Genomic DNA, 20126 nt, shown 5'->3' on the forward strand with positions numbered 1-20126 from the left:
GCGCATGGTTCAAAGCCCGGCCAAGGACACTACCTTCGCCTGCACCTGCGGTGCTTTGAGTGGGCGCATTTCAGCCGCAGGGGTCGCTTCGTCCACACATGTGGAATGCTTTTGCCACGATTGCCGGGCCGCGCAGCTTTATTTTGGACAACCCGACCCTGCCCCTGGCCCGGTCGACGTGCTGCAAATGCTGCCCGAGGAGATCGTTTTTGAACACGGCGCAGAACACCTTGCGCTGATGCAGCTCAGCCCCAAAGGGATGTTGCGCTGGTACGCCAGTTGCTGCAACGCCCCGCTGGCCACCACTTCACGTACACCGAAAGTTCCTTTCGCCGGGTTCATCGTGAACCGCATCCCGGACCCAAGCGACCTAGGGCCCGTACGTACACGCGGCTTTGTTCCACGCCCCGGCGGAAAGCAAGCGCATGAAGGCTTGGGCCCTGCGGCAATTGGTCTGGTGACGCGCGTGCTGAAGTCCCGTTTGTCTGGCAGTTGGAAGAACACGCCTTTCTTCGATGCCGACACCAGGGAAACGTCGGCCAAACCGACCGTCCTAACGAAACCCGAGCGCGCAGCCCTCTACAAGTAGGCCAAACGCGCCGGAATGTTCAGCCAAGCCTCCAAGGCTTCGGTCACCGCGGCGGGGGCCTCGAGCGGCACCATATGGCCCGCCTCCTCGATCACACGCAGTTCGGCATTCGGGATCATCTCAGCCATGAAACTATGTTTGCGCACTGGGGTGATTTGGTCATGGGCCCCACACAAAACCAGAGTTGGCACGTTGATATACCGCAACCCCCCTTGCTGGTCCGGTCGGCGCTGCATGGCCCGCATTTGCCGTTCGAACACATCCGGGCCTTGATCAATGGCCATGGCCATCACTTCGTTCAGGACGGGCACTCGCTCCGGCCCCGGCGCCAAACTGTCCGAACCGATCATGCGAGTCATCACATCCTCAAGCCGCCCGGATTTTGCCCCAACGATCAACTCTTCACGTCCCGCTGCGATCTGAGGGGTATCGGCCTGCGCATCGGTCGCCATCAGGCACAACCGAGAGACCCGGTCCGGCGCGCGGCGCGCGATCTCAAGCGCCACAACCCCGCCCATGCTGAAGCCGCCCAATGCAAACCGATGCGGCAACTGGTCCAGCAAGCCCGAGGCGATCTCTTCTATCCGTTCGCCGACCGACAGGGGCGCAACCGTCACCGCGCGGTAATGAGACAGGTACAAAATCTGAGCCCCGAACAGGCGCGCATCGCACATGAAACCGGGCAGTAAAACCAACGGCTCAATCACACAGAGCCTCCACAATAATCAACTTTTCCTGCAGGATGAGCGTTTTTCAGCACCCGGGCAAGGGAAAGTTCAGGGATAGTCGATGCCCCGAAAGGGTGGGAAATCCGCATAGCGCGCTTGCCGCTTTTCCCGGGGCTCATCAGGTTCTGTCCCCGCCCGTAATAGGCATCCGCGTGGCGCGATATAGCTATCGATCCGGCGATGCGGATTAGGTCTCCAGACCAGATTGAACGCGCAGAGCTTGGGAAAGAACCAGATCTCGGAATAGTCCAGATGATCATGCATCCACCACGCAAGATCGCGCCAATCGCGTCCGGTTCCATATTGATCCGCGAACCAAGGAATCACGATCGACGCCCCCGCAATCCGGTTCTCGCCCGTGCCCCGATCCCAGATATGGCATTCCATCGGGTTATCATTGCGGGCACAGTTCAGTTTGTTTTCGTTGCCGAACAGGTTCAGCGACGGCGCGCGATAACCCGAGCGTACGGCGACGCGCCCAAAGGTCTCTTCCAAAGGGTCCAGCAGGGTTTGGCAAAAAGCGCGCCCCGTTTCGATGGCTAGATCAGGGTTTTCGGGGATGTTCTGTATCCCATGAAAATTCCCGATTTCGGAATACAGGAAGTCCCGCATGAAGAAATGCCGCGACAAGCGCACCCGGCCCAGCGTCTCAAGGCTCCACATACTGGCCGGTTTACGCATCGCTATTCGACCCCCACCGAGCGTAGCCACGCGAGCATGCCATCCACTGTGGCTTCGGTCTGCCCCGGCGACATCAGCCGCCCAGCCACCACATGCGATGCAGGGTCATCTTCTTCGCCCATTGTAACCAGATTGACTGTCGCAGGCCCGCCCCACGCCTGCGCCACCTGATGAGTCCGATCGGGACGCACCACCTGATCGTCATCCGAGAACCAGAACAGCGCCGGAACCTGTGCTTGCGCAAAATCCTGCCCGTTCACCACATCGACCAGCCGGGTCATCGGAACAACGGCCTCCCACGGATAGCTCAGCGACCAGTATTTGTTCCGATCCGGGTCGGTATCTGACACATCGCGGGTTTCCCCCATCAACATCGGCAACCAATTTCGCGCCCAAGGCAGGCCGGGTATCCAAGCCCCCGGCGTATTGACCCCGAAATTCGGCGAAACAAAGATCATCGCGCCGACATTCTGCGTCATCTCGGCATCCAGCGCGGCAGCCGCAGCCAGCGTCCCCCCAGTCGAGGTCGAGATCACAACCACCCGGTCGCCAACCGCGCGTGCTGCGGCGAGGCCCTCGGCCATGTCGGCCATCCACCCCGGGGCCGTCGCCTCTGCCATGGCGGAACCGCCGCGCCCATGGCCTTGCAGGCGCGTGTACACCAGATTGGCACCCAGCGCTTTTGCAAGCAGATCGGGCACCGGGCGGATTTCCTCGGATGAGGCCGAGAATCCGTGAACATAAAGGATCGACACCGGTGTTCGCTGTTCCTTGAATCCCTCTTGCCAGATCACCCGCTTTTCGACACCGGGAACGATGTCTTCGAAGGCGGATTCGACACTCTCGAAATAGACCTGCACCCCCTCGCCAAATTTGCGCGGCTCAAACGTGGGATGAAGGTCAACCTCTTCGCGCGGCCCCAACCAGAAGATCAGGCCGCCCAGAGCTGCCAGCACGACAATGAAACGCAGAAACAACCGGGTCATTCGGGGGCAAGAACATCAAGCACGGCGCGTTCGATAATCTCCAGGCAAGGCCCGTCCGAGAATCTGTGATCCGCATCCTTGACCAACAGCAACCGCATATCCGGTCCACTGGCATGGTCCAGCAACCGCACAGCCGTCTCGATTGACACCGCTGTATCCGCCGTGCCCTGCAAAAATCGCACGGGAAATGGCAAAGCCAACGGATCGCGCAGAACCAATCGCGTGCGCCCATCTTCGATCATGCGCTTGGTAATGATGTAAGGCTCCATGTAATCCGAGGGCAATTCCACATGCCCCACCGTCTCCAGAGCCGCCTTCTGTGAATCGCTGAACGAGGCCCAATAGCCATCTTCGGTAAAGTCCGGCGCGGCAGCGATTGTAACCATCCCGACAATTCGTTCCGGCATTGCCTTTGCCAACAACAACGCCTGCCAGCCACCCATGGACGACCCGACCACAATCAAGGGCCCTTCGGTCAGCGCCTTGACCGCGGCAACCGTATCCTCATGCCAATCGCCAATGCAGCCTTTCTCAAACGTACCGGAACTCTCCCCATGCCCCGAATAGTCGAACCGCAAAAACGCCTGCCCACGTGCCTTTGCCCATGCTTCAAGATGCACCGCCTTGGTGCCTTCCATATCCGACTTCAGCCCGCCAAGAAAAACGACCGTGGGCCCCGACCCCTCACTTTTGTGATACGCCAATCGCGGCCCCTGCGCGGTGTCCAGAAATTCAGCCTCTGCCATAAAACCCTCTTTGCTTTGTCAACATCATGCACGTCCCAACCCCAACCGCAATTCCCCGATCCGCTCTTCATCTGGCTAAAAATATCCCGGGGTGAGCGAGGGGCTGGCCCCTCGCTCCGACACTTGACACAATCCCCACCACCTGCCAAAGCAGCCAGACGCAAATAACCCGCAACCGGGCGTTCAGTGGGCGCCAAACCGACGAGGAGAGCCAACATGGCCCTGGATTCGAAATCCGTCTCTCTCACCTTCCCCGATGGCAATGCACGTTCCTATGACGCAGGCGTAACACCCGCGCAGGTCGCTGCCGATATCTCGACCTCGCTGGCCAAAAAAGCAATCTCGGCCACGGTCGACGGCAAGCACTGGGATTTGCAATGGCCTATTGAGTCCGACGCCCAAATCGCCATCCACACCATGAAGGATGAAGATCAGGCCAATGAGCTGATCCGCCACGATCTGGCGCATGTCATGGCCCGCGCGGTGCAGGAAATCTGGCCCGCGACCAAAGTCACCATCGGCCCCGTGATCGACAATGGCTGGTACTATGACTTTGACCGCGAGGAACCCTTCACCCCCGAAGATCTCGGCCTCATCGAGAAAAAGATGAAAGAGATCATCAACAAGCGCGACCCCGTCACCACCGAGGTCTGGGACCGCGACCGCGCGATCGAATTCTACAAGGCCAATAACGAGCCCTATAAGGTCGAGCTGATCGAAGCCATTCCGGGCGATGAACCGCTGCGGATGTACTGGCACGGCCACTGGCAGGACCTGTGCCGCGGTCCGCACCTGCAGCACACCGGCCAACTGCCCGGCGATGCGTTCAAACTGATGAGCATCGCGGGCGCCTATTGGCGCGGCGACAGCGACCGCGCGATGTTGCAGCGGATCTATGGCGTGGCTTTCACCGGCAAGGAAAAGCTGAAAGCCCACCTGCATATGCTGGAAGAGGCCGCCAAACGCGACCACCGCAAGCTGGGCCGCGAGATGAACCTATTCCACATGCAGGAAGAGGCCCCCGGCCAGATCTTCTGGCATCCGAACGGGTGGAAAATCTACACCACCCTTCAGGACTACATGCGCCGAATGCAGGAGCGTGACGGCTATGTCGAGGTCAACACCCCGCAAGTTGTCGACCGCAAACTGTGGGAGGCCTCGGGTCACTGGGACAAATATCAGGAAAACATGTTCATCGTCGAAGTGGACGAAGAGCATGCCCGCGAAAAGGCGATCAACGCGCTGAAGCCGATGAACTGCCCCTGCCACGTGCAGGTGTTCAATCAGGGTCTGAAATCCTATCGCGACCTGCCCCTGCGCATGGCTGAGTTCGGATCGTGCGCACGCTATGAACCTTCGGGAGCATTGCACGGCATCATGCGGGTGCGCGGTTTCACGCAGGACGATGGCCACATCTTTTGTGCCGAAGATCAGATCGAATCCGAGACCGCCAAGTTCATCGCTTTCCTATCCAAGGTCTATGCCGATCTGGGCTTCCACGACTGGACGATCAAACTGTCCACCCGTCCCGAAAAGCGGATCGGGTCCGATGAAAGCTGGGATCTGGTCGAAAAAGCCTTGGGCGATGCCTGCAAAGCCGCCGGGTATGACTATGAGATCCTCGAAGGCGAAGGCGCGTTTTATGGCCCCAAGCTGGAATTCACTCTGACCGACGCCATCGGTCGGACCTGGCAATGCGGCACGCTGCAGGTTGACCCCAATCTGCCCGAACGTCTGGATGCCAGCTTCATCGGCGCAGACGGTGCCAAGCACCGTCCGTTCATGCTGCACAGGGCAACGCTGGGCTCGTTCGAACGGTTCATCGGCATCCTGATCGAGGAACACGCGGGAAAGCTGCCTTTCTGGCTGGCCCCGCGTCAGGTCGTTGTCGCCTCGATCACTTCCGAGGCTGATGACTATGTGGCCGAAGTGGTGGAAACGCTCAAAGCCGCCGGGGTTCGGGCCGAAGCGGATATCCGCAACGAAAAGATCAACTACAAGGTCCGCGAGCATTCTGTCGGTAAAGTGCCCGTGATCTTGGCCGTCGGACACCGCGAAGTTGACGAACGCACAGTCAGTGTTCGCCGTTTGGGTGAAAAACAAACACAGGTTCAATCACTTGAGGCTGTAACAATTGAGCTTTCCAAGGAGGCGACACCGCCCGATCTGCTGTAACATTCGGCGTCAATTTGCCTGCGATCCGGCCCAAAAACAGGGGCCGGATTGAAATATTTTCCATTTTCGATTTCAAAAACAATATGTTAACCTGCAAGGGGGCATGACAGTGCCTGACGGGGTTGTGAGACACGGGCTCGTGAATTTAACTGTCGCCTCTGAACGACTACCTTTGTCATTGTCAACACAGACATACGCAGTCACCAAAAGGATTACCGAGATGTCGAACACAGCTAAGTCCCTCGTTATCGCAAGCGCCGTTGCAGCCGCCGTATCGGGCATGGCCACCACCGCAACCGCACAAGCCAAAGAGAAATGCTATGGCGTTTCGCTGGCAGGCGAAAACGATTGCGCCGCAGGCCCCGGCACCACCTGCGCCGGTACCTCGACCGTTGATTATCAGGGCAATGCCTGGACTCTGGTCGACGCAGGCACTTGCGCCGATATCGAGCTGCCTAAAACCGCAGACGGTTCGGACCGTAAAGGCTCGCTGGAGCCGCTGGACCGCGACCTGCCGGCATAAGCCCGCGCTTAGGAAAACCGAAGGGGCGGGCCTTGTCGCCCGCCTCTTTGTCGTGAACCGGAGACTATAACGATGCTGGACAATGCTATTCGTTCAAACAGACTGCCCGCCGCGCCGGGTGTCGGATATAAGCCCCAGCATTTTCAGCAAATTCTGGATCACGCGCACCCGGTGGCATGGCTGGAAATCCATGCCGAGAATTACATGGGCGATGGCGGACGCCCGCTGGCGCAACTGCGCCATTTGTCCGAGCAATTCCCCATCTCTGTCCACGGTGTCGGCCTGTCCATTGGCGGCGAAACCCCGCTGGACCCCGATCATCTGGCCCGGTTGAAACATTTGGTTGGCTGGCTGAACCCTGCCAGCTTTTCGGAACATCTGGCTTGGTCGACCCATGACAGCCATTTCCTGAACGACCTGCTACCCCTGCCCTACACCGACGCAACTTTGGACCGGGTTTGTGAGCATATTGATCAGGTGCAAGAGGTTGTCGGGCGGCAGATGCTGCTGGAAAACCCCTCCAGCTATTTGGCGTTCGAGGAAAGCACCTGGTCCGAGCCTGATTTCTTGCGTGAAATCGCGCGTCGCACGGGCTGTGGCCTGTTGCTGGACGTGAACAATGTGTTCGTGTCGGCCACCAATCTGAATTTCTCACCCCAAGGCTATATCGACGCCTATCCGCTGGACAAAGTGGGTGAGATTCATCTGGGCGGCCACGACGAAGACGAAGACGACCACGGTCGCCCCCTGCTGATTGATAGCCACGGGCGGGAAGTTGTGGACCCGGTATGGACGCTGTTGGACTACGTTCTGGACCAATCCGGCCCCAAGCCCGTCCTGATCGAGTGGGATACCGACGTTCCCGACTGGCCAATTTTGCGTGCCGAGGCCGACAGGGCTCAGGCAGCGCTGGACCGGATTCCGGCATGACCGTTTCACAGACCACATTCCACACGGCCCTGCTGGACCCGTCTCAGGCGGTTCCGGACGGCCTTGTGGATGCGACTGAACAACCCGCAGGACGTCGTTTCAGCGTCTACCGCAACAACGTCGCCGTGTCGCTGACCGAGGCAATGCATCAGGCCTTTCCGGTGATTACCAAACTGCTGGGCACGCAGAATATGGATGGTCTATCGGGTATTTTCCTACGTCAGCATCCTCCGACCTCGCCCATGATGATGTTCTATGGCGAAGCATTCCCCGAGTTTCTGGCCGGGATGCCGCAGCTTTCGCATCTGGGCTACCTGCCCGACATCGCTCGGCTGGAACTGGCTCTGCGTCAGTCTTACCACGCCGCCGACAGCACCCCAGCCCCAGCGGATGCGCTGGCAGTTGCGCCTGATGAGGTGATGCAGGCCACGCTTGAATTTGCGCCGTCGATGCGGGTGATCCGCTCGGAATGGCCGATTTATTCGATCTGGCGTTTCAACACGCTAGAAAACGCACCCAAGCCACAGGCTGGGGCCGAAGGCGTGTTAGTAACACGACCGGAATATGATCCCGCTCCGCATCTGCTGCCTGCCGGTGGTGCGGATTGGATTGCAGAGATGATGGCCGGTCAGACTATCGGTCAGGCGTTTGAAGACACCTCTGCAACCACCCCCGAGTTTGACCTTGGGGCTACTCTGGCGCTGCTGCTTCAAGGCGGCGCTCTTACTTCTGTGACTATCGAAAGGCTGGCATAATGACTGCCCTGATCTCTCTTCACAATAACGTCCTGGGACGGCTCGACAGTTCGGCCAATTGGCTGACCCCGACCCTGGCGCGGCTTGTTTTTGTTGCTGTATTGCTTGTGTATTACTGGAACTCGGCCACCCTGAAGATTGACGGGTCGATCTTCTCGGCGTCAGCCGGTGCCTTTGGCCAGATCTTCCCCAAAGCGGCTGAAGCCGTTTTGTACGACGTCACCCAGATGACCTTTTTCCAGCGCATCGTGATCTTCTTCGGCACCGTGGCCGAATTCGTCCTGCCTGCGCTTCTGCTGGTTGGTCTTCTGACACGCGTTGCTGCCCTGGCCATGATCGGGTTCGTCTGGGTCCAGACCATCGTTGATGTCGCCGGTCACGGCGTGAAACTGGGTGGATTGTTCGACAACGCCATCACTTTGATGGATCAGCGTGTGATGTGGACCTTCCTGTTCCTGGTCATCGTGATCAACGGCGCAGGCCCGATTTCCATTGACCGCGTCCTGCGCCTAAAATGATCTAGAAATGCGCCTTGGGCTCGTCCGGTTTACCTGCGGCCAGCCCGAGGACCCCCGCCACCCCGGCAAATGCGACGGGGAACATGGTAAAGGCATTGAAGCCAAACGCGTAATACATGCCGCCTGCTGAGACCAGCAACAATAGCCCCCCAACCAGTGCCCGCGCCTTGGCCATGGCACCACCGGCAATCGCCAGCAGAGGCGCAAGGATTGAGGCCGTCTGGATCAGTTGCGCGTTGTCGACCTGCTCGGCCAACCCGTCGATCTCACCGAACCGGTCGATCAGTTCGACATAGCCATAGCCGACAAAGCCGACCAACATGCCGATTAGCCCGGCAATCACACCCAAAATCATCGCTGCGTTACGCATCCTTCGCCCTCTTGCTTGCGCCCTTGCAGATAAGCATCCGCTCAGCCGACGCCAAGAGCCGCCTTCGTCGCCGCCGTCCAGCCGAGAAAAAGCTCCCCGTCACGCTCGATCAGCGGGCGTTTCATTAAGGTCGGATGATCGCGCAACAGCTCCAACGGTGCACGCGCGCGTTCGTCTTCGCTTAGGCCCCGCCAAGTCGTGGACCGGGTGTTGAGCAAAGCCTCGCCGAAATGTGTAAGAGCCTTTGAGAGCACTGTTTCAGGCACGCCATCAGCGCGGACGTCGATGAATTCAACATCCTGCAATGACTTCAATGCCTTACGGCAGGTGTCACAGTTCTTAAGTCCATATAGACGCATTTTCGGGGGCTTCCTGTGCTTGTGCGAATTTTAGGCAATTTCGCCAACGTGTTCCGGTAATTCTTGATTTTTTACTTCACCGTGCAATGTTGAAAAAGACGAAATACGCAATTCGGGCCGAAGCGTGTGGGCGCGGCGGTGATGAAAGGCGGTGGCGTCAATCACTTCCCCCACCAATTTGTGGGACAACGTGTAAGTAGAAGGAGACACGGGAAATGCCAACTGGCACCGTGAAATGGTTTAATACCACTAAAGGCTATGGGTTTATTGCCCCTGATGAAGGTGGCAAGGACGTATTTGTACATATCTCGGCTGTTGAACGGTCAGGTCTGACCGGGCTCGCAGACAATCAGAAAGTCTCATACGAATTGCAGGACGGACGCGACGGTCGCCAGATGGCCGCCGATTTGAAACCGTTGTAAGGCCCCCTCCCGACGGGAAGACAAAGCAGGGCAACGGCCAATTTCCGGCCGTTGACCAATAATGGTTCGACCAATGCTAACCGCGCGCCGGATCTGCGTCGACGTGCGTGAACCAGTCTTGACCCATCGCAACGATGCAGGACGTGCCGGTCGAATAAGTGACAACCATCGTCCAATCACCTTTCTCGCTAGTCCAGACTTCCATGATCTGCTCAGGGCTGCGCACCCCAGAGGCTGCGCGTTGCGAGCCGAACTGACGTTCCAGCTTGTCATGCAACCGGGACGTCGGCTCACACAGCACCTCAGCAATAGGGGATTTGGCCAAAGCCGGAGCGCCAAGCAACGACATCAAGCACGCGTATCGGATACAGGAAAGAAAAGCCATGAAGCCAGTGTAACAGCTTCATGACAGTACGTATAGACAAACGATATGCGCTTAGTTTTCGCGAATGACCGCTTCGAACTCGCGCCATTCGCGGGCGGTCATGCCCGAGGTTTCCTGCGTCACAGCCTCTCCGGCGAGCATCCGCCGCAGGCTGTCGACCATCTGTGCCGACAGATTCACCGCGCCCAGACGATAATCTTCGAAAGCTTTATAGGCAAAAGGCACCCAATCGGCGACGATCTTGCACATCATATCGGCATAAACGCGGATTTCGTACTGCGCATGCGGGTCGGCCCGTAAACGCAGGAAGTGGAACAGGTTGTGCAGGTCCACCTTCCAATACCACTGGGTGTAGATATTCGCCGGCAGGTTCATTCGCGCCAGTTCACGCGCCAGACCCTGCTGACCGTCCTGACTGATCATCGCCTCGTAATTGTCATAGCACCGGGCGCTGTCGGCCTTTAGCATTTCAAGAACCCGCGCGGCCTCTTCCCCTTGTAAGGCTTCGCCCCGACCCTGGTTGTTCACCTCGGACTGCGCCGCCACATGGTCGGGCGCGGGGATATAGAACTCCCGATCCAGGATCGAGTAACGCGCGGAATATTCGTTCACATTCGCCGTCCGGTGCCGGATCCACTGACGGGCCACAAAGACTGGCAGCTTCACATGCAGCTTGATTTCGCACATCTCGAACGGGGTCGAATGCCAGTGACGCATCAGATAGCGGATCAGGCCCTCGTCATTCTGCACCGACTTAGTGCCTTTGCCGTAAGACACCCGCGCCGCCTGACAGATCGCGTTATCATCGCCCATATAGTCGATTACGCGCACAAAGCCGTGGTCCAGGACTTGATGAGCAGTGTACAAATGATCTTCCATCCCCGGAGCCACAACACGACGCGTTTGATGCGATTGCGCCCTTTGCGCTTCGATCTCGGCCAGTTGGTCAGAGGACAGCGGCATGAAATTTCCTTTCCATCGAATGAGTCGGCGACCACTATATCTCGGCAATGCAGCGACCGGAACCGCGATATGTACGCTTGTTTGTGCATTTTCCAAATTGTGTCCGCCGCGCCTCTCGACAGACTATGTTAGCGCGCTAAGGTGCTTGTCATCACCTAAACAAAAAAAGGAAACCGCAATGGGGCTGACATACCTCCACACCATGGTCCGTGTGAAAGATCTTGAGAAATCCATGGCGTTTTACGAACTGCTGGGGCTGCAAGAAACCCGCCGGTATGACAGTGAACAGGGCCGGTTTTCGCTGATCTTCATGGCACCTCCGGGGCAAGAAGATCGCCCGATCGAACTGACATATAACTGGGATGGCGACGACGGATTGCCTAGCGATAGCCGGCATTTCGGTCACTTGGCCTACGGAGTCGATAATATCTACGAAATATGCCAACTACTTCAGGACAATGGCGTCGTGATCAACCGGCCGCCACGTGACGGGCGCATGGCGTTTGTGCGCTCGCCCGACAATATCTCGGTCGAGCTGCTGCAAAACGGTGACGCGCTTGATCCGGCCGAACCCTGGGCCAGCATGGAAAGCACCGGCCACTGGTGATCCGCTGGCTGACAATCCTGGGACTGGCTGCTCTGGCCAGCCCCCTGCGGGCCGAGACCTGCAGGCTGGCGCTCGCCTTGGCGATGGACATATCGACCTCGGTAGACGCATCCGAAGACACGCTGCAACGGCAGGGCCTGGCCGCAGCACTCGTCGCACCCGAGGTGACCGAGGCGTTTTTCTCGTCCCCCATGCCCGTGGCGCTGGCCGTTTATGAATGGAGCGGGCGCAGCACGCAGCACGTCATACTGAACTGGTCGATGATCCGCACGCGGGCGGACTTGCTGGCAGCGGCGACGACGGTGCAACAGTCGGTGCGGTCCGACAGCGGGTCGGCCACGGCGATGGGATATGCGCTGGCCTTTGGTGCGACATTGATGCAGCAAGCCCCGCCCTGCCTGTTCCAGACCATCGATCTGTCTGGGGATGGGTCGAACAATGACGGGTACGGACCAGACTCGGCCTATCGCCACTTTCCATTTCAGGACATCGTGGTGAACGGGCTGGTCATCAACGCCGCCGATTTCGAGGGTGAGCTGTTCCTGATCCCGTTTTTCGAGAACAATGTCCTGCATGGCCCCGGCGCTTTTTTGGAAGTTGCGCAAGGGTTTGAGGATTTCGAGCGCGCCATGCGCCGCAAACTTGAGCGGGAATTGCAGGGCCTGCAAATCGGCGCGCTATCTGGTGATGCGTTGAAATGATCCGCTACCTTGCCGCTGCCGCAACCCTTTTGGCAACGCCTGCGATGTCTGAGTGCAGGCAAGCGCTGGCCCTTGGACTGGATGTCTCTGGTTCGGTCGATAGTACCGAATACCGGTTGCAGCTTGGTGGTCTGGCCGCTGCCCTGCAACGACCCGAAGTCAAGCAACTACTTCTTTCGGGCCTTGGCCCTGCGGTGCGGTTGGCGGTATTCGAATGGAGTGAGCCCAGTCATCAGCGCATGTTGCTAGACTGGACAGAAATCCGATCCGAGGAACAATTGGATGGTATTTCAGACCTGTTGAACTCCGTGACGCGCAGCTCGGCGCCGCAGGGAACGGCGGTCGGATCGGCGATGCAGTTTGGCGCCGGTCTGCTGTGGCAACAACCTGAGTGCTGGAAGCACACGCTGGACCTGTCTGGCGACGGCAAACATAACATTGGACCCCATCCCCGCGAGGCCAAACAGGCGCTGCAATCCAGCGGGATCACTATCAACGGTCTAGTGATCGGCCCTGATGATGCCAATGTTGGGGACAAGCGCGACGTGCAGATCAGCGAGTTGTCTGCCTATTACAATGCATGGGTCACTCTGGGCCCCGATGCCTTTGTCGAGGTCGCCGTGGGGTTCGAAGCCTATGAGGACGCGATGGCCCGCAAGCTGATCCGCGAGCTTGAAGGCCTGGTCCTGTCCGATGCCGGGCCCTACACCCGGCCCTGATCAGTAAATATAGCGGATCTGGTCCGTCCAGTAGCGTTCAACCCGGCGGAGGGAAGTGGTGATGTCCTCAATCCCTTCCAGCTCCAATACGCCACGTGATTGCAACCCACCTGCGTGGCGCGCGAACAGTTCGGATACGATATCGCGGATCTCACGCCCCCGCGGCGTCAGACGCACGCGCACCGAGCGGCGGTCAATCTCGCAGCGTTGGTGGTGCATATAGCCCATCTCAACCAGCTTTTTCAGGTTGTAGCTGACATTGCTGCCCTGATAGTAGCCCCTGCTTTTCAATTCGCCCGCCGTGACCTCATGATCGCCGATATTGAACAGCAACAAGGCCTGCACAGCGTTGATCTCAAGCACGCCGACACGCTCGAACTCGTCCTTGATGACGTCCAGCAGCAGGCGGTGCAGCCGTTCCACCAGCGCAAGCGCCTCAAGATAGCTGGTCATGAAGCCCTTGGCCCCGTGCGCGGAGACCTGCATTTCCATACTCATCCGATCCTCCGATTCAATCGCGCCGTTTCAGGCAGCATGAATCGAAAAACCGAATATTCTGTTAAGCAGATTTTGCTATTACTTTTGAAAGGTTTGCGCTATGTCCACAATCAGATCTGCATACGGCTCGGGCGTGGAAACCTGTCCTGTCACCCATTGATACAGGTCCTGATCATTCTCGTGCAGCAGGGCGTCGTACAGGTCCAGCAACGCCTCATCCATGCTGCCAAGATTGCGATCGGCATAGGCCGACAGGATCAGGTCCATCTCTTTGATGCCCCGGCGCATCGAACGCATTTTCAACCGCTTGATCCGCGTGTCCCGCTGCTCGGTCACAGGACTTGCTCAGCCATCTGTCGCAGACGCTTTTCCAGTTTCGCGGCTCGTTCCGCGCTGGCTCGCATCTCGCCCCGGATCGAGCGTAGCTCGGCCACGATATCCACCAGTTCGGGCATGGGTTCTTCAGCTTCCGAGGGCGCATCCATGCCCTCGCCTTCCCCGGTCAGCAGCCACATGATCGAGACATTGACCATCCCGGCCAGCATCGACAGGCGGTTGGCGCGCGGCTCGGACAGGTCGTTTTCCCAATCCGCGAGGGTTGCTTTTTTCACGCCCAACCTGCGGGCCAGTTGTGACTGTGTCATCCCCGCAGCTTCACGCGCACCTGCCAGACGGTCGCCGAATGTCGCTGAATCCGGGCCGTACCAGTCGTTTTCGTCGTTCATCGGGGTCTCCAATTCCACAATTCATATCGCTTGATCGTCTTTCGGGCGCACCCTATGACAGACAGGTTGATCATTCAAACCGAGGGCCCCCATGAGTTTCCTGTCTGCGACACTGTCACGCGTAAAACCGTCGCCTACAATCGCCATGACGGCCAAAGCGGCCGAATTGAAGGCCGCGGGACGCGACGTTATCGGCCTGAGCGCCGGAGAACCCGATTTCGACACGCCGCAGAACATCAAGGATGCCGCCGTTGCCGCCATTGCGGCGGGCAAAACCAAATACACCGCGCCCGATGGCATCCCCGAGCTGAAACAGGCCGCCTGCGCGAAGATGAAGCGCGACCACGGGCTGGACTATTCGCCTGCGCAGATCTCGGTGGGCACGGGCGGCAAGCAAACGCTCTATAACGCGCTGATGGCGACGATGAACGACGGCGACGAAGTGATCATCCCTGCGCCCTATTGGGTCAGCTATCCCGACATGGTGCTACTGGCCGGAGGCACGCCGGTTGTGGTGGAAACGACGCTCGAGAACAGCTTTAAACTGACCGCCGACCAGCTTGAGGCCGCGATTACGCCAAACACCAAGTGGTTCATCTTCAACTCTCCGTCCAACCCAACGGGCGCGGGCTATAGCCGGGCCGAACTGAAGGCATTGACCGATGTGCTGATACGCCATCCACATGTTTGGATCATGTCTGATGATATGTATGAGCACCTGGCTTATGACGGGTTCGAGTTCTGCACCCCGGCCGAGGTTGAACCCGGCCTCTATGACCGCACTCTGACTTGCAACGGCGTGTCCAAGGCCTATGCCATGACCGGTTGGCGGATCGGTTATGCGGCGGGTCCGGTCGAGTTGATTGCCGCGATGCGCAAGATTCAATCTCAGTCGACCTCAAACCCCTGCTCCGTCAGTCAATGGGCGGCAGTCGAGGCGCTGGAGGGCACGCAAGACTTTCTGGCCCCCAATGCCGAGACATTCAAACGCCGCCGTGACTTGGTAGTGCGGATGCTGAACGAGATTGACGGTATATCCTGCCCCACTCCCGAAGGCGCGTTCTATGTCTACCCCTCGATCGCAGGGCTGATCGGCAAGACTACTCCGGCGGGCACGGTGATCTCATCTGATGAAGCCTTTGCCACGGCATTACTGGAAGAAGCCGACGTGGCCGTCGTTTTCGGGGCCGCCTTCGGTCTATCCCCAAACTTCCGCGTCAGCTACGCAACCTCGGACGCGGCGTTGACCGAGGCCTGCACCCGCATTCAGCGGTTCTGCGCCGCACTGACCTGATCGGAGGCTTTGAGCCGTGGATTTGCCCGAATATTACTTTCGCGTGCGCGAGAATGGGGCGGCGGTTTTTCGGATCGACACCGAAAACCGCCAACGCCGGATCGAGATGGACCAAATCGCGGTCATCAACATCCGCAACGGAGAGGTCAAGCCGCAGGGACAGCGCACCCTAACCGAGACCGACCAGGCCGCTATCACGCGTTGGATCGAGGACCGCACAGCCCTTTTGGCACAGCGTGATATGGACGACATTCACCGGGCCGTGGACTACCTGAACCTGACGACTCAGTGGGCGCAGTCCAAAGCGACAGATGAGCAGCTTGAGGAAGTCACTGACCGGCTGTTACTGGCGATGCACGATCTGCGCAGTGTTCTGGTGCGTAAAAAGGCGGATCGTCTGACCAAAGACTAACCTACCACCGGGACCGAGCGGACCGACCGCATCCAGAACCGCGCCATCAGCAAGACCGCTGCGAAGGCTAACCCAAGCACAAGGCCCAGCCACACGCCGATCCCGTCCATCCCCTGGACAAAGCCGAAGTAATACGAGGCCGGAATCCCCACGACCCAATAGCTGAGCCCTGCCATCACCATTGGCACTTTGGCGTCCTGCAATCCACGCAACAGGCCCAGCGCGATCACCTGCGCGCCATCGACCAATTGGAACAGCGCCGCCATGGCCAGCAACCCGGTTCCGATCAGCAGGATTTGCGACCGCTGCGGGTCATCCGCCTCCATAAACAGGGAAATCAGCGGCTCGGCGCAGGTCAGGAACAGGATCACGGTCAGCACCGACATCACCAGCGACATCGCCGTCACAGCAATCGCGCCTTTTTCCAGATGTGCCCGGTCTTTGCGGCCCAGCGCATTACCTGCGCGGATCGTTGCCGCGTTGGACAGACCCAGATGCACCATGAACGTAGCCGAGGCCAGATTCAGCGCGATACCATGCGCCGCCAGCGGCACTTTTCCCAGCCAGCCCATCATGATTGCCGACATGGCAAACAAGCTGACCTCGGCCAATGTGGTCAGACCGATGGGCACGCCCAGACGCAGGACGCTGAAGAAGAACTCCCAATCCGGGCGCCAAAAGCGCTGAAACAGGCTGTGTTCGGGCAGGGCACGCACCGCGTAGATCACCACGAAAACCAGCGAGACAACCTGTGTCACGACCGAAGCGATGGCCGCACCGATCACGCCCAACTCGGGCGCACCCCAATTGCCAAAGATCAGCGCATAGTTGGTGAAACCGTTGACCACAGCAGCCGTCACAGTGATCCACAGCACGATCTGCGTGCGTTCCAACGCCGCCAAATAGGATTTCAGGACCATCACGATCAGCGCCGGGAACAGGCCCCAGCCCGCGACCCGCAGATATTGCGCAGCGGTCCGGGCGACCTCGGGGTCCTGATCCAACGCAATCAGGATCGGGTAGGACCACCACAGCAGTGGCATCATCAACGCGGCATAGATCAGCGACAACCACAGCCCCATGCGGGTCGAGCGGCGGATGCTGGTCTCATCCTCCTCGGCGGCGGCGGTGGCGACTATGGGCATCACCGCCCAGCCGAACCCGGCCCCAAACAGAAACAGCACGAAGTAGTAACTACTGGCCAAGGTTACAGCCGCCAGAGCTTCGACCCCGTACCAGCCCAGCATGATGGTGTCGGTCAGACCGATAGCAAACTGCGCCAGATGCCCGCCCACCAACGGTAGGCCCAGCACGGTAATGGCCCGGAAATGGCCGCGATATGTCATCACCTTGTTCATCGCCCCAGCCTTATGCCCGGCCCGAGGCCGGGACAAGACCAGATCAGCGAAATTTCAGGATGAGACTCTCAGTCCGGGGCCAATCAACAGCCCGGATGACCCTAACGCGCATCAGGGTGCAGTGCGCTGCCAAGGATGTGCTCGGACCGATGGATGACGTGATGCGCCTGTCCAACGATCAAGGGATCAGGCTCGCGGACCACATTATGGTTCTTGCCGGGGTAGTCCAGCGTCGACAGGAAATGCCGCATTGTGTTCAGGCGCGCACGCTTCTTGTCGTTCGACTTGATGATGGTCCATGGCGCGTCGGCGGTGTCAGTATAGAAGAACATCGCCTCTTTCGCCTCGGTGTAGTCGTCCCATTTGTCAAGGCTGGCCTTGTCGATCGGCGACAGTTTCCACTGTTTCAGCGGGTCCGTCTCGCGGCTTTTGAACCTGCGTTGCTGTTCGGGCTGCGTGACCGAGAACCAGTATTTGTAAAGCTGAATGCCCGAGCGGACCAGCATCCGCTCAAGATCCGGAGTCTGACGCATGAATTCCAGATATTCGTTGGGCGAGCAGAAGCCCATCACCCGTTCCACGCCTGCGCGGTTGTACCAGGACCGGTCGTAGAACACCATTTCACCAACGGTGGGCAATTCCTGAACATAGCGCTGATAATACCACTGACCCTTCTCTTCCCAGGTGGGTTTGTTCAACGCAACCACTCGGGCCTGACGTGGGTTCAGGTGCTCCATGAACCGCTTGATTGTGCCGCCTTTACCCGCAGCGTCACGGCCTTCGAACAGCAACACGAACCGCTGGCCGGTTTCTTGCGCCCATATCTGAACCTTCAGCAGCTCAGCCTGCAACTCGGCCTTTTGCGCCTCATAGATCTTGCGCGCCATCTTGCGGCCATAGGGGTACTTGCCGCTTTCAAACGCGTGGCGAATTTTCTCGGGGCTGGGTTCAGCCGGGCCGGTCGTGGGCACCGGAACGCCGTTGGCGGAGGCTTGTGTCTTTTCGATCCGCGCCGCTGTTTCCATGCAATCTCTCCTTGAAAAGCTGTCTGACCCAGTGACTAGCAGAGACCGCCATTTCGCGCTTTGATTGGTATCAAATTGCTGTAACCTTGTGGTTCTGTTTTTGGCTATGGCAGCAGAGGGTTAACGCGTGGACAGCAGATTTGTCGAACTGGACGGACAGCCGTTCTTTCTACGCAGTTGGGGCGATCCCAGCCTGCCGCCCTTGCTGATGCTGCATGGCTTTCCTGAATATGGCGGCACATGGGCTGATCTGGCCCCGCATCTAGCTGAACACTTCTATTGTATTGCCCCGGATCAGCGTGGTTATGGCCAAAGCTGGGCGCCCGAGGGGGTCGGGCACTATACCCTGTCAAAACTGGTCGGGGACATGGCGGCGTTGATCGATATGCTGGGCGCACCTGTCACGGTTCTGGGCCATGATTGGGGGGCCTCAGTCGCCTATGGGCTGGCCATGTTCCAGCCCAAGCTGGTGGGCCGACTGATTATCGCCAATGGCGTCCACCCGGTGCCGTTTCAGCGCGCGATGGCGTCGGGCGGAGCGCAATCAGCGGCCTCGCAATATATCAACGATCTGAGGGCCGAAGACGCCGCCCAAAGATTTTCTGCCGACAATTTCGCGCGGCTCGAGAGGTTCTTTCGGTACGGGATGGGGCTGGATTGGCTGTCGGATGCACAAATGCAGGCCTATCGCACCGAATGGGCCCGGCCCGGCCGGTTGGACGCAATGCTGAACTGGTACCGCGCCTCTCCGCTGGTGGTGGCGAAACCCGGCGAACCGCTGACGAATCTGCCCGAGCTGCCGGTCGAGCGCCTTTTGGTCCGCTGCCCGCATCTTTTGCTGTGGGGATCTGAGGACAAGGCCCTGCTACCCGAGGCCACTGAGGGGCTGGAAGAGTTCGCCCCCGACCTGACCCGCATTGACATTCCCGGCACGGACCACTGGCTGCATCATCAACGCCCCAAGGCGCTGGCGCAGGCCATTCTGAACTGGACCCGAGCCTTAACGGTGTCCCCAGTCTGACGGATCGTCCGAGTTGTTGGGGGACAGCCCCAGAATATCCCCATCGGTGGAACAGCCCAGCCCCAGAACCGTGCGATTGGCGTAAGAAAAATAGGCGCAGACCTGATTGATCTCGAGGATTTCTCCATCCTCCCACCCTGCAGCGTGCAGAGCCTCAATATCACTTTCTGTCAGTTCCGCAGGCGCCTCGGTCAGTTTGCGCGCATAGCCCATCGCCGCGATCTGCGCCGGATCCAGAGGGGCCGTCTGCGGTGTCCGGGCTTCAATCGCGGCACGGATAGCATTGCCTCGGTCAGGGTTAGCCAAAAGCCGCTGCAGGCCACTGAAATGATGCTCGACACAATAGTCGCAGCGGTTGAGCGCGCTGACCCACACGCCCAGGACTTCAAGAAACCATTTCGGGATGGTGTTGGCCGAATGGTGCAAGACATTCTTGTACATCGCCATGTGGCCTTCCATCGAATGCGGGCGCAAGGAATGCACCATCATGATGTTGTCCACATTATTGCCCGGCCCCGTCACCCGCTGATACAGCTTGCGCAGCTTGCCGGTCGCTTCTTCGAACGGCACCACTTTGATCCAGCTCATACCTGTCCCCTGTCGTTTCCAGCGCAGCTTAGTTGCGTTCAAATTGAG

At 58.9% G+C, this 20126-nt stretch carries 28 protein-coding genes; 13 read left to right on the top strand and 15 right to left on the bottom strand.

The genetic code is table 11. The features are described from left to right. Positions 1–4: 4 nt before the first annotated feature. Positions 5–589, top strand: a complete 585-nt coding sequence (locus ACR0DB_RS01860; RefSeq protein WP_480548490.1) for a DUF6151 family protein — start codon at positions 5–7, stop codon at positions 587–589. Here ACR0DB_RS01860 and ACR0DB_RS01865 read toward each other — a convergent pair. The 4 genes from ACR0DB_RS01865 to ACR0DB_RS01880 form a co-directional block, all read right to left on the bottom strand. After that, positions 580–1296, bottom strand: coding sequence for an alpha/beta fold hydrolase (locus tag ACR0DB_RS01865; protein ID WP_480548492.1), 717 nt, complete (start codon positions 1294–1296; stop codon positions 580–582). The genes ACR0DB_RS01860 and ACR0DB_RS01865 overlap by 10 nt on opposite strands. Before the next feature lie 69 nt (positions 1297–1365). After that, positions 1366–1980 carry a hypothetical protein gene (locus tag ACR0DB_RS01870; protein ID WP_480549090.1) on the bottom strand — a complete coding sequence of 205 codons (615 nt, stop codon included), beginning with the start codon at positions 1978–1980 and terminating at the stop codon, positions 1366–1368. Between the two features lie 20 nt (positions 1981–2000). Then, positions 2001–2984: an alpha/beta hydrolase gene (locus tag ACR0DB_RS01875; RefSeq protein ID WP_480548494.1), complete on the bottom strand. Its 984-nt coding sequence runs from the start codon at positions 2982–2984 to the stop codon at positions 2001–2003. Then, on the bottom strand, positions 2981–3730 hold the full coding sequence (locus ACR0DB_RS01880; RefSeq protein ID WP_480548496.1) for an alpha/beta hydrolase: 750 nt from the start codon (positions 3728–3730) through the stop codon (positions 2981–2983). Before ACR0DB_RS01880 ends, ACR0DB_RS01875 begins: the two co-directional genes overlap by 4 nt. A gap of 216 nt (positions 3731–3946) precedes the next feature. Between ACR0DB_RS01880 and thrS the strand changes: the two genes are divergently transcribed. From thrS to ACR0DB_RS01905, 5 genes are all read left to right on the top strand, one after another. Further along, the gene (thrS, locus tag ACR0DB_RS01885; RefSeq protein WP_480548498.1) at positions 3947–5905 is read left to right on the top strand and encodes a threonine--tRNA ligase; all 1959 of its coding nucleotides are present in this window, start codon (positions 3947–3949) and stop codon (positions 5903–5905) included. Between the two features lie 220 nt (positions 5906–6125). After that, positions 6126–6428: a BufA1 family periplasmic bufferin-type metallophore gene (locus tag ACR0DB_RS01890; protein ID WP_170770331.1), complete on the top strand. Its 303-nt coding sequence runs from the start codon at positions 6126–6128 to the stop codon at positions 6426–6428. A 72-nt stretch (positions 6429–6500) separates the two neighbouring features. Next, positions 6501–7358 carry an MNIO family bufferin maturase gene (gene bufB, locus ACR0DB_RS01895; RefSeq protein WP_480548500.1) on the top strand — a complete coding sequence of 286 codons (858 nt, stop codon included), beginning with the start codon at positions 6501–6503 and terminating at the stop codon, positions 7356–7358. Further along, a complete protein-coding gene (locus tag ACR0DB_RS01900; RefSeq protein ID WP_170770327.1) occupies positions 7355–8113 on the top strand; it encodes an HvfC/BufC N-terminal domain-containing protein in 759 nt (252 codons plus the stop codon). The genes bufB and ACR0DB_RS01900 overlap by 4 nt, the downstream gene beginning before the upstream one ends. Next, positions 8113–8631: a DoxX family membrane protein gene (locus ACR0DB_RS01905; RefSeq protein ID WP_170770325.1), complete on the top strand. Its 519-nt coding sequence runs from the start codon at positions 8113–8115 to the stop codon at positions 8629–8631. The genes ACR0DB_RS01900 and ACR0DB_RS01905 overlap by 1 nt, the downstream gene beginning before the upstream one ends. 1 nt (position 8632) lies before the next feature. Here ACR0DB_RS01905 and ACR0DB_RS01910 read toward each other — a convergent pair whose 3' ends face one another. The 3 genes from ACR0DB_RS01910 to ACR0DB_RS01920 are packed head-to-tail and all read right to left on the bottom strand — an operon-like array spanning position 8633 to position 9525. Continuing rightward, positions 8633–9001 (bottom strand): hypothetical protein, encoded by a 369-nt coding sequence (locus ACR0DB_RS01910; RefSeq protein WP_170770323.1) that lies wholly within the window; start codon positions 8999–9001, stop codon positions 8633–8635. Between the two features lie 41 nt (positions 9002–9042). Beyond that, positions 9043–9360 (bottom strand): ArsC/Spx/MgsR family protein, encoded by a 318-nt coding sequence (locus ACR0DB_RS01915; protein WP_170770321.1) that lies wholly within the window; start codon positions 9358–9360, stop codon positions 9043–9045. Positions 9361–9390: 30 nt separating this feature from the next. Further along, the gene (locus ACR0DB_RS01920; protein ID WP_269149773.1) at positions 9391–9525 is read right to left on the bottom strand and encodes a hypothetical protein; all 135 of its coding nucleotides are present in this window, start codon (positions 9523–9525) and stop codon (positions 9391–9393) included. Between the two features lie 50 nt (positions 9526–9575). Between ACR0DB_RS01920 and ACR0DB_RS01925 the strand changes: the two genes are divergently transcribed. Then, a complete protein-coding gene (locus ACR0DB_RS01925) occupies positions 9576–9782 on the top strand; it encodes a cold-shock protein (protein WP_008758035.1) in 207 nt (68 codons plus the stop codon). A 76-nt stretch (positions 9783–9858) separates the two neighbouring features. On the opposite strand, the gene ACR0DB_RS01930 is transcribed toward ACR0DB_RS01925, so the two are convergent. Together ACR0DB_RS01930 and thyX are read right to left on the bottom strand one after the other, a co-directional pair. Continuing rightward, on the bottom strand, positions 9859–10131 hold the full coding sequence (locus tag ACR0DB_RS01930; RefSeq protein ID WP_170770319.1) for a hypothetical protein: 273 nt from the start codon (positions 10129–10131) through the stop codon (positions 9859–9861). Between the two features lie 87 nt (positions 10132–10218). Continuing rightward, complete coding sequence (gene thyX / locus ACR0DB_RS01935; protein ID WP_170770317.1) at positions 10219–11130, bottom strand: FAD-dependent thymidylate synthase; 912 nt, start codon at positions 11128–11130, stop codon at positions 10219–10221. A 178-nt stretch (positions 11131–11308) separates the two neighbouring features. Between thyX and ACR0DB_RS01940 the strand changes: the two genes are divergently transcribed. The 3 genes from ACR0DB_RS01940 to ACR0DB_RS01950 are packed head-to-tail and all read left to right on the top strand — an operon-like array spanning position 11309 to position 13157. After that, on the top strand, positions 11309–11737 hold the full coding sequence (locus ACR0DB_RS01940; RefSeq protein ID WP_170770314.1) for a VOC family protein: 429 nt from the start codon (positions 11309–11311) through the stop codon (positions 11735–11737). Next, on the top strand, positions 11734–12438 hold the full coding sequence (locus ACR0DB_RS01945) for a DUF1194 domain-containing protein (RefSeq protein WP_480548502.1): 705 nt from the start codon (positions 11734–11736) through the stop codon (positions 12436–12438). Before ACR0DB_RS01940 ends, ACR0DB_RS01945 begins: the two co-directional genes overlap by 4 nt. Further along, entirely contained in the window at positions 12435–13157 is a 723-nt protein-coding gene (locus ACR0DB_RS01950; protein ID WP_480548504.1) for a DUF1194 domain-containing protein, read from the top strand. The genes ACR0DB_RS01945 and ACR0DB_RS01950 overlap by 4 nt, the downstream gene beginning before the upstream one ends. On the opposite strand, the gene ACR0DB_RS01955 is transcribed toward ACR0DB_RS01950, so the two are convergent. The 3 genes from ACR0DB_RS01955 to ACR0DB_RS01965 form a co-directional block, all read right to left on the bottom strand. After that, positions 13158–13655 (bottom strand): MarR family winged helix-turn-helix transcriptional regulator, encoded by a 498-nt coding sequence (locus tag ACR0DB_RS01955; RefSeq protein WP_170782692.1) that lies wholly within the window; start codon positions 13653–13655, stop codon positions 13158–13160. Between the two features lie 78 nt (positions 13656–13733). Further along, a complete protein-coding gene (locus tag ACR0DB_RS01960) occupies positions 13734–13991 on the bottom strand; it encodes a succinate dehydrogenase assembly factor 2 (RefSeq protein WP_336510109.1) in 258 nt (85 codons plus the stop codon). After that, positions 13988–14380 (bottom strand): helix-turn-helix domain-containing protein, encoded by a 393-nt coding sequence (locus ACR0DB_RS01965; protein ID WP_480548506.1) that lies wholly within the window; start codon positions 14378–14380, stop codon positions 13988–13990. Before ACR0DB_RS01965 ends, ACR0DB_RS01960 begins: the two co-directional genes overlap by 4 nt. Before the next feature lie 91 nt (positions 14381–14471). On the opposite strand from ACR0DB_RS01965, the gene ACR0DB_RS01970 reads away from it, so the two are divergent. Beyond that, positions 14472–15674 carry a pyridoxal phosphate-dependent aminotransferase gene (locus tag ACR0DB_RS01970; RefSeq protein WP_480548508.1) on the top strand — a complete coding sequence of 401 codons (1203 nt, stop codon included), beginning with the start codon at positions 14472–14474 and terminating at the stop codon, positions 15672–15674. A 16-nt stretch (positions 15675–15690) separates the two neighbouring features. Next, positions 15691–16086 carry a hypothetical protein gene (locus ACR0DB_RS01975; RefSeq protein ID WP_480548510.1) on the top strand — a complete coding sequence of 132 codons (396 nt, stop codon included), beginning with the start codon at positions 15691–15693 and terminating at the stop codon, positions 16084–16086. On the opposite strand, the gene ACR0DB_RS01980 is transcribed toward ACR0DB_RS01975, so the two are convergent. Both ACR0DB_RS01980 and ppk2 read right to left on the bottom strand, forming a co-directional pair. After that, the gene (locus ACR0DB_RS01980) at positions 16083–17444 is read right to left on the bottom strand and encodes an MATE family efflux transporter (protein WP_480548512.1); all 1362 of its coding nucleotides are present in this window, start codon (positions 17442–17444) and stop codon (positions 16083–16085) included. The two genes, ACR0DB_RS01975 and ACR0DB_RS01980, sit on opposite strands and share 4 nt — an antisense overlap. Positions 17445–17545: 101 nt before the next feature. Further along, the gene (ppk2, locus tag ACR0DB_RS01985; RefSeq protein WP_480548514.1) at positions 17546–18469 is read right to left on the bottom strand and encodes a polyphosphate kinase 2; all 924 of its coding nucleotides are present in this window, start codon (positions 18467–18469) and stop codon (positions 17546–17548) included. A 127-nt stretch (positions 18470–18596) separates the two neighbouring features. On the opposite strand from ppk2, the gene ACR0DB_RS01990 reads away from it, so the two are divergent. Next, on the top strand, positions 18597–19490 hold the full coding sequence (locus ACR0DB_RS01990) for an alpha/beta fold hydrolase (protein WP_331252367.1): 894 nt from the start codon (positions 18597–18599) through the stop codon (positions 19488–19490). Here the strand turns inward: ACR0DB_RS01990 and ACR0DB_RS01995 are convergent. Beyond that, positions 19470–20078, bottom strand: coding sequence for a carboxymuconolactone decarboxylase family protein (locus ACR0DB_RS01995; protein WP_170782696.1), 609 nt, complete (start codon positions 20076–20078; stop codon positions 19470–19472). The genes ACR0DB_RS01990 and ACR0DB_RS01995 overlap by 21 nt on opposite strands. Between the last annotated feature and the right edge of the window lie 48 nt (positions 20079–20126).

The organism is Ruegeria sp. AB6 (assembly GCF_056542685.1).